Origin of the sequence: Streptomyces sp. YIM 98790 (assembly GCF_011421595.1) — a bacterium.
Lineage (GTDB): Bacteria > Actinomycetota > Actinomycetes > Streptomycetales > Streptomycetaceae > Streptomyces.
Genome location: NZ_WTLH01000100.1, coordinates 14,928 through 22,814 on the forward strand (window position 1 = coordinate 14,928; position 7,887 = coordinate 22,814).

Genomic DNA, 7,887 nt, shown 5'->3' on the forward strand with positions numbered 1-7,887 from the left:
CGAGGCGCAGGCCCGGGCGGCCCCGCCCCCGGCCGGGGCAGGGGCCCCGGTGTCCGCGCCGCCGCCCGGCAACGCCGCCCGGCCCACCGGCTCGCGGTTCGCGGGGGCGACGGAGACCGGTCCGGCCCGCCCGCTGCCGGAGCCGCCCACCGAGGAGGACCGCCGCTCCGCGGCCGAGCTGACCGCCCGGCTGGTCCGGCTCCGGGGAGCGGGCCAGGGCGGCCAGTTCTACATCACCCTGTGCGAGGCGCTCAGCGGGCCCGGCCGCCGCCTGCCGCTGGTGCTGGACGGCATGGCCGGGGCCGGGCTGGAACCGGAGATCGGCACCCTGCTGTGGGAGGCCGCCGCCCTGCCCCCGCACCGGCTGGCCGCGGTGGCCGAGTCGCTGGCCGCGGCCGGCCGGGAACGGGAGTGCGACCAGCTGCTGCGGCAGAGCGCGGCCCGCCCCGCCGGGGAGGCGGGCACCATCGCGGCCGAGCTGACGCACGCCGGGATGGCCGGGAAGGCGGTCACCCTGCTCGCCGCCATGGTGCGGTCCAAGACCGCGCAGGAGGCGGTCGGCGCGGTACTGGACGAGCCCGCGGTCGTCACCCCGCTGCTGCTGGACGCGGCCCGGCAGGTGTCCCCCCTGCACCACCACGCGGTCACCACCGAACTGCGCCGCGCCGGTGTCGCCTGACCCACGGCCGCGCCGGCGGCCGGTGCGCGGGGAGCGGCGGAGCGCGGAAGCGGTTTCGCTGTCCGCGGCGCATCATGTGCCGTCGCGTGTTTCGATGGTCACATGATCGACGAAGAGCTGGCTGCCAGAGCCGAGGACGCGGTCCGGCGTGCCGCCGCCGTGGAGATCATGCCGCGCTGGCGGCAGCTCGCCGAGGAGGACGTGTCGAGCAAGTCCGGTCCGCACGATGTGGTCACGATCGCCGACCAGCGGGCCGAGCTGCACCTCACCCACGCGCTCACCGAGCTGCTGCCCGGCTCCCTGGTGGTGGGCGAGGAGGGCGTGCACGAGGACCCCTCCAGCTACGGCGCGCTGCGTACCGAGGCACCGGTCTGGATCATCGACCCGGTGGACGGCACCCGGCAGTTCGTGCGCGGCGGCCGGGGCTTCTGCACCCTGGTCACGCTCGCCCGGCACGGTGAGCTCCTCGCCTCCTGGACCTATCTGCCGGCCCAGAACCTGATGGCCACCGCCCGGCGCGGGGCCGGGGCCTGGCTCAACGGCGAGCGGCTGCGGACGGGTTCGCCCGAGCCGGACCGCTCGCTGGACATCGCCCTGACCCACCCGGACTTCGCCACCGAGGAACACCAGAAGATCATGGCGGCGCTGTACACGCGGGGCTTCGAGCCGCGGCCCACCGGCAGCGTGGGCGTGGAGTATCTGCGGGTCGCCCGCGGCCACTTGGACGCCCTGGTCTACAGCTGGGAGAAGGCATGGGACCATGCCGCGGGCCTGCTGCTGGTCGCCGAGGCGGGCGGGGTGGCGCTGGCCGGGGACGGCGCGCCGTACCGGATCACCGGCGGCAATGCCCTGCCGTTCACCGCGGCGCGTGACGAACGCACGGCGCGGCGTATCCTCACTGTCCTGGCCGCGGCCCGGCCGGGTTCCGCCTGACCGGCGGGGCCCGCCCGTCCGCGCACCGCTTTCGAAGCTGCCTCACCGGCGAGGGGAGAGCCGTACCGTGCCGTCGATGCGAGATGTGGTGGTGGTCGGAGCCGGCCCGAACGGGCTGACCGCCGCGGTGGAGCTGGCCCGGCGCGGCTTCTCGGTGGAGGTGTTCGAGGCCCGCGAGGCGGTGGGCGGCGGCGCCCGCACCGAGGAGCTGACGCTGCCCGGCTTCCGCCACGACCCGTGTTCGGCCGCGCATCCGATGGGCATCGGCTCCCCCGCCTTCACGGCCATGCCGCTGGACCGCTACGGCCTGGAGTGGGTGCACCCGGACATCCCGATGGCGCAGCCGATGGCGGACGGCGGCCCGCCGGTGGTGCTGTCCCGGTCGGTGGGGGTGACCGCGGCCTCGCTGGGGGCGCGGGACGCCGCGGCGTACCGGCGGCTGCTGGAGCCGTTCACCGGGAAGTGGGACACCCTGGCCGCGGATTTCCTCTCCGTGCCCTGGCGGACGCTGCCGCCGCGCGGGCCGGTGACGCTGGCCCGGTTCGGGCTGGCGGGGCTCCAGCCGGTGTCCTGGCTCAGCCGCCGCTTCCGCCAGACCCGGGCCCGGGCCCTGCTCGCCGGGCTGGCCGGGCATGTGATGGCCCCGCTGTCCACCCCCGCGAGCAGCGGGATCGCCCTGACCTTCGCGCTGGCCGCGCACGACAAGGGCTGGCCGCTGGCACGCGGCGGCTCGCAGGCCGTCTCGGACGCGCTGGCCGGCTTCCTGGCCGACTGCGGCGGCACCGTGCACACCGGCTTCGAGGTCAAGCGGCTGGACGACCTGCCGCCCGCCCGTGCCTATGTCTTCGACACCTCGCCGACCGCGCTGGCCCGGATCGCCGGGCTGGGCCGGGCGTTCCGCTCCTTCCGGTACGGAGCCGCCGCGTTCAAGATCGACTATGCGCTGAGCGGACCGGTGCCCTGGCGGGACGCGGAAGCGCGCCGGGCCGGGACGGTGCACGTCGGCGCCTCCGAGGAGGAGATCGCCACCGCGCTGCACGATGCCTCGGTGGCCGGCCGCGCCCCGGACCGGCCGTTTCTGATCACCTGCCAGCCGACCGTGTTCGACCCCGGCCGGGCCCCCGAGGGCAAGCATGTGTTCTGGGCCTACGGCCATGTGCCCAACGGCTGGGACGGCGACCTGACCGATGCCATCGAGCGGCAGATCGAGCGGTTCGCCCCGGGCTTCCGCGACCTGGTGCTGGCCCGCGCCGTGGCCGGACCGGCCGGGCTGGCCCGGCGGAACGCCAACTACGTGGGCGGGGACATCGCCTGCGGGGCGTACCGGGGGCTGCAGACCCTGTTCCGTCCGCGGCCGGCCTGGAACCCGTACGCCACCGTGCACCCGGCGGTGTTCCTGTGTTCCTCGGCCACCTGGCCGGGGCCGGGCGTGCACGGCATGTCCGGCCACAATGCCGCCCGCGCCGTCTGGCAGCGCCTGCGCACCCCGTTCGGCGCCGCCGCCGGAGCATGAGCGCCCCGGTACCCGGCCGCGCCTAGCCTCCGGCGGTGCCGTCGTCCGGGGTGGTCCGGGCCTGTGTGTCCGGGGGGCCTGCGCCGCGGCGCCCGGTGCGGCCGCCGCGCACGGCCTCGGCCGCGCGCCGCAGCCGCGGATGCTGCGGGCGTTGCTCGGCCACCGCCTCGCCGATCATGGCCCGGATGGCGTCCCGCATGCCGTGCAGCGGATGGTGGCGCGGTGGCCCGGCCCCCGGATCGGTGCGCAGCTCCCGCACCAGGGCCAGGCACATGCCCAGCATCACCACCACGAACGGCAGCGCCACCAGGATCGTCGCGGTCCGCAGGGCGTCCAGCCCGCCGGCCACCAGCAGCACCGCGGCCACCGACGCCATCAGCGCGCCCCAGAGCACCACCAGCCAGCGCGGCGGGTGCAGCGAGCCGCCGGTGGTGAGCGAGCCCATCACCAGGGAGGCGGAGTCGGCGCTGGTCACGAAGTAGGTCATGACCAGGATCATGGCCACGAAGGAGGTGATCGTGCCCAGCGGCAGGGCGTCCAGCAGCCCGAACATGGCCGCCTCCACGCCTCTCTCGGTCACCTCCCCGGTCAGGTCGGCGTCGCCGGAGGCGTCGATGCGCAGGGCGCTGCCGCCCATGGTGGAGAACCAGACCACCGAGGCGCCGCTGGGCACCAGCAGCACGCCGATCAGGAACTCCCGTACCGTGCGGCCGTGCGAGATGCGGGCGATGAAGGTGCCGACGAAGGGCGCCCAGGACAGCCACCAGGCCCAGTAGAAGATGGTCCAGGTGCCCAGCCACTCGTCCGCGCCGAAGACGCCGGTGCGGGTGGAGAGCACCAGCAGGTCCTGCAGGTACACCCCGATGCCGGAGGGGATCGCGTCCAGGATGTACACGGTCGGCCCGAACAGGAACACAAAGGTCATCAGCCCCGCCGCGAGTACCACGTTCGTGCTGCTCAGCAGTTTGATGCCCTTGTGCAGGCCGGTGAAGGCGGAGACCACGAAGGCGCTGCCGAGGGCGGCGATGATGATCAGCTCCAGGGTCCTGCTGTCCTCCAGCGGGGTGGTCAGATCCAGCCCGATGGACACCTGGAGGGCGCCCAGGCCGAGGCTGGTCGCGGTGCCGAAGACGGTGGCGAAGACGGCCAGCAGATTGATCAGACGGCCCGGCCAGCCGGCCGTCCGCTGCTCGCCGAGCAGCGGCACGAACACCGAGCTGAGCTGGTTTCCCCGCCCCTTGCGGAAGGTGGCGTAGGCCAGGCCGAGTCCGACGACCGCGTAGATGGCCCAGGGGTGCAGGGTCCAGTGGAAGAAGGAGTACTGCAGCGCGGTGCGCGCCGCGCTGTCGCTCTCCGGCGCGGCACCGCTGAACGGCGGCGGGCCGGCGTAGTGCATCAGGGGTTCGCCGACACCGAAGAACATCAGTCCGATGCCCATGCCGGCGCTGAACATCATGGCGATCCAGGCCAGGTTGGTGAACTCGGGCTCGTCGGTGTCCCGGCCCAGCCGGATACGGCCGAAGCGGGTGAAGGCCACCAGCACCGCCAGCACCAGGAATGCGTCCGCGGCCACCACGAACAGCCAGGCGAAGTTGCGCAGGACCCAGCCCAGGGCGGTGTCCGCGGTGTCGGCGAAGCCGTCCGTCCAGACGGCCGCCCAGGCGACCACGGCCAGCACCACGGTCACCCCGATGGCGATCACCTTGGGGTCGGGGGGCTGCCGGTGTTCCTCGCGGACGGCGTGGCTGCCGCTGCCGGCTTCCGCTTCGGTGGTCATGATCCGACTGTCCGCCGTCCGCGCCCGGTCCGCGCGCCCGGTGCCGCCGGGCGCGTGACGGCCGGGCGCCCGGCGGAGTGACACACCCTCCGCCCCCTGTCCGCACCGGGGTACCGGTCCGGGATATGGTTCCGGACGGCGGCGCGGGTGCCCGGCAGGGCGCCGGAACGGAACTGTTCACCGACACCACGGGAATGGCACATGGGCAACACGGGGCGCGTGCTGATCGCCGCCGACAAGTTCAAGGGTTCGCTGACGGCCGCACAGGTCGCCGAGGAGGTCGCGGCCGGAATCCGCGAGGTCCGGCCGGGCGCGCGGATCAGCGCGCTGCCGGTGGCGGACGGCGGGGACGGCACGGTGGCGGCCGCGGTGGCCGGGGGCTTCACCCCGCACCGGGTGGAGGTCACCGGCCCGCTGGGCTCCCCGGTCGCCGCTCTCTACGCGCTGCGCGGCGACACCGCGGTCATCGAGATGGCCCAGGCCTCCGGGCTGATGCAGCTTCCGCCGGACACCTTCGCCCCGCTCACGGCCACCACCTACGGCACCGGGGAACTGATCCGGGCCGCCATGGACGCGGGTGCCCGGACGGTGATGCTGGGCGTCGGCGGCTCGGCCACCACGGACGGCGGGGCGGGCATGCTCGCCGCCCTGGGCGCCCGGCTGCTGGGCACCGACGGGCGGCCGGTGCCGCTGGGCGGCGGCCCGCTGGCCACGCTGGCCACCGCGGATCTCTCCGGCCTGGACAGCCGGCTGGCCGAGACCCGGGTGGTGCTGGCCGGTGATGTGGACAACCCGCTCACCGGGCCGAAGGGCGCCGCCCCGGTCTACGGCCCGCAGAAGGGTGCCACCGCGGAGGACGTGCGGATGCTGGACGCGGCGCTGGGGCATTACGTCACCGTGCTCGCCCGGACGCTGGGGCCGCGCGCCCGGGAGCTGTCCCACGCCCCGGGGGCGGGCGCGGCGGGGGGCGTGGGCTATGCCGCCCTGCTCGGCCTGCACGCCGTCTTCCGCCCGGGTATCGAGGTCTTCCTGGAACTGCTCGGTTTCCCGGACGCGCTGGCCGACGCCGATCTGGTGATCACCGGCGAGGGCTCGCTGGACGAGCAGACGCTGCACGGCAAGGCCCCGGCCGGGGTGGCCGCCGCGGCCCGTGCCGCGGGTACGCCGGTTGTCGCGGTCTGCGGCCGGCTCGCGCTCTCCGCCGAGACCCTCCGGACCGCGGGAATCGAACGCGCCTATCCGCTCACCGATCTGGAACCCGACCCCGCCGTCTGTGTCGCCGACGCCGCACCGCTGCTGCGCCGCACCGCCCGCCGGCTCGCGGAGGCCCACCTCTGACCTGGGCGGACCGGGAGCCGGGGCGCCGGACCGCGCGGCGCCCGGGTTCCGGCTTCCGGCTTGACCGGCCCGCCGCCCGGTACCGGAGCCCGTCCCCGCGTCTTCCTCTTCCGTCTTCCGCCCCTTCCGCCCCCTCCGCCTCTTCCCTGTCCTGCGTCTCTTCCGCCTCACGGCGTCCGGCTGCCCACGCGCGCCGGGGTCCGGGAACCGGCTGCGGCTCCGGGGGTGGGGAAGGAGTGGGGAAAGGGATGGGGAGGGGAAAAGCGGGAAGGGCGTGACTGCTGAAAAAGGGTCAGAAGGGATTTATTGGGCGGATAGGTGCTTATGGCAGCGGCGGACGGGAAGCCGAGCGGTGAGGGCGGTCCGTTCCGATCAGTGATGCTAGGGGAGATGGCATGAGTCTCAGGGCTCCGCACGCCGTTGGACAGCAGGAACGCACCGACACACAGGGCCGGCCGGAGAGAGACGGGCGACAGGTGCCGCAGGCCGTGCGGTCCTACCGGCTGACGGCACCGAACGCCCCGGACACCGCCAAGGTGGCGCGGGATCACGTCGCCGGGCTGCTGCACCATACCGGCCGGCCGGGGCCGGCCGCGGACGTGGCGAGGCTGCTGGTGTCGGAGATCGTGACCAATGTGTACCGGCACACCGCCGTCCGCCTGGTCACCGTCACCACGACGATCCGCCCGGAGGCGGTGATGGTGGCGGTGCACGACACCTCGCCGGCCGCCATGCCGGCGATGCGCCGGGTCCGGCCCGACGAGGAGGGCGGACGCGGCCTGCGGCTGGTCCAGGAACTCGCCTCCGCCTGGGGTTTCGCCCTGCACGGCGGCACCGCCGCCGACGCGGACGCCACCGGCAAGAGCGTCTGGTTCGAACTGCGCAGCGGTCAGGGCTCGGTGGTGGACACCACGTAGACCCGCGGGCGTTCCGGCTTGGTGAGGTCCACGGTGATGGCCACCACGGGTTCGGCCGGGGACTGCTGGATGGTGATGCCCGCGTAGCTGCGCTCCGGGTCGGCGAAGTCCCAGCCCACCGACTCCGCCTGGGCCCGGGGGATGGTGACGGTGCGTTCGCTGAGCTGCGGGCGCTGGGCGCCGAGTTCCTCCAGGAAGGCGCTCAGGCCCGTCGGGGAGGTGCGGAACTGCACGAAGAGGGTGCTGCTGTCCCACTCATTGGTCTCGAAGTGCCCCACATAGGTCGAGCCCTTGGGGATGGGCACGTCGTAGATCCGGCGCTGGACCTTGCTGGGCCACTCGTAGACCAGGGTGCGCGGCGAGGCGGCGTAGGCCTTGTCCTCACCGCTGCTGCGGCTCTGCCAGCCGGAGAGCGCGATGTAGCCGCTGGGCACCGCGATCAGCAGGAAGACCACCATCGCGACCACCCACCGCCGGCGCGGTATGTGCGGCGGGTGCGGGGGGATGTAGGTGCGGTAGCGGCCGAGACGGCGCAGCCGGCGGTAGCGGCTCCGGAGCATGCCGCTCCCCGGTTCCGTACCGGAAGGGGCCTCGGGGGCGCGGGGTGCCTGCGGCGCCCCGGGAGCCTGGGGGGCTTGGGGGGCTTGCGTCATCGCTCGGCCGCTCCTGCTCTCGGGGCCGGCCGGCCGGCCGGCGGGGCGGCGCCCGCCCCGCCGCCGCGCAGGACGCG

Annotated in this window: 6 protein-coding genes and 1 pseudogene; 5 read left to right on the forward strand and 2 right to left on the reverse strand. The window is 74.6% G+C overall.

The features are described from left to right. From GQS09_RS17230 to GQS09_RS17240, 3 genes and pseudogenes are all read left to right on the forward strand, one after another. A pseudogene (locus tag GQS09_RS17230) lies at window positions 1–679 on the forward strand (hypothetical protein); the annotation flags it as partial. 102 nt (window positions 680–781) lie between these two features. Further along, complete coding sequence (locus GQS09_RS17235) at window positions 782–1,612, forward strand: inositol monophosphatase family protein (protein ID WP_165987166.1); 831 nt, start codon at window positions 782–784, stop codon at window positions 1,610–1,612. Between the two features lie 67 nt (window positions 1,613–1,679). Further along, on the forward strand, window positions 1,680–3,125 hold the full coding sequence (locus GQS09_RS17240) for an NAD(P)/FAD-dependent oxidoreductase (protein WP_313896188.1): 1,446 nt from the start codon (window positions 1,680–1,682) through the stop codon (window positions 3,123–3,125). Between the two features lie 22 nt (window positions 3,126–3,147). Here the strand turns inward: GQS09_RS17240 and GQS09_RS17245 are convergent, their stop codons facing one another. Beyond that, on the reverse strand, window positions 3,148–4,902 hold the full coding sequence (locus GQS09_RS17245) for a BCCT family transporter (protein WP_165987170.1): 1,755 nt from the start codon (window positions 4,900–4,902) through the stop codon (window positions 3,148–3,150). Between the two features lie 201 nt (window positions 4,903–5,103). Here GQS09_RS17245 and GQS09_RS17250 point away from each other — a divergent pair, with 201 nt between their 5' ends. Continuing rightward, window positions 5,104–6,240 carry a glycerate kinase gene (locus GQS09_RS17250; RefSeq protein ID WP_165987172.1) on the forward strand — a complete coding sequence of 379 codons (1,137 nt, stop codon included), beginning with the start codon at window positions 5,104–5,106 and terminating at the stop codon, window positions 6,238–6,240. A 395-nt stretch (window positions 6,241–6,635) separates the two neighbouring features. After that, window positions 6,636–7,157 (forward strand): ATP-binding protein, encoded by a 522-nt coding sequence (locus GQS09_RS17255; RefSeq protein ID WP_165987175.1) that lies wholly within the window; start codon window positions 6,636–6,638, stop codon window positions 7,155–7,157. On the opposite strand, the gene GQS09_RS17260 is transcribed toward GQS09_RS17255, so the two are convergent. Continuing rightward, a complete protein-coding gene (locus GQS09_RS17260) occupies window positions 7,130–7,717 on the reverse strand; it encodes a hypothetical protein (RefSeq protein ID WP_243761502.1) in 588 nt (195 codons plus the stop codon). The genes GQS09_RS17255 and GQS09_RS17260 overlap by 28 nt on opposite strands. Window positions 7,718–7,887: the final 170 nt, after the last annotated feature.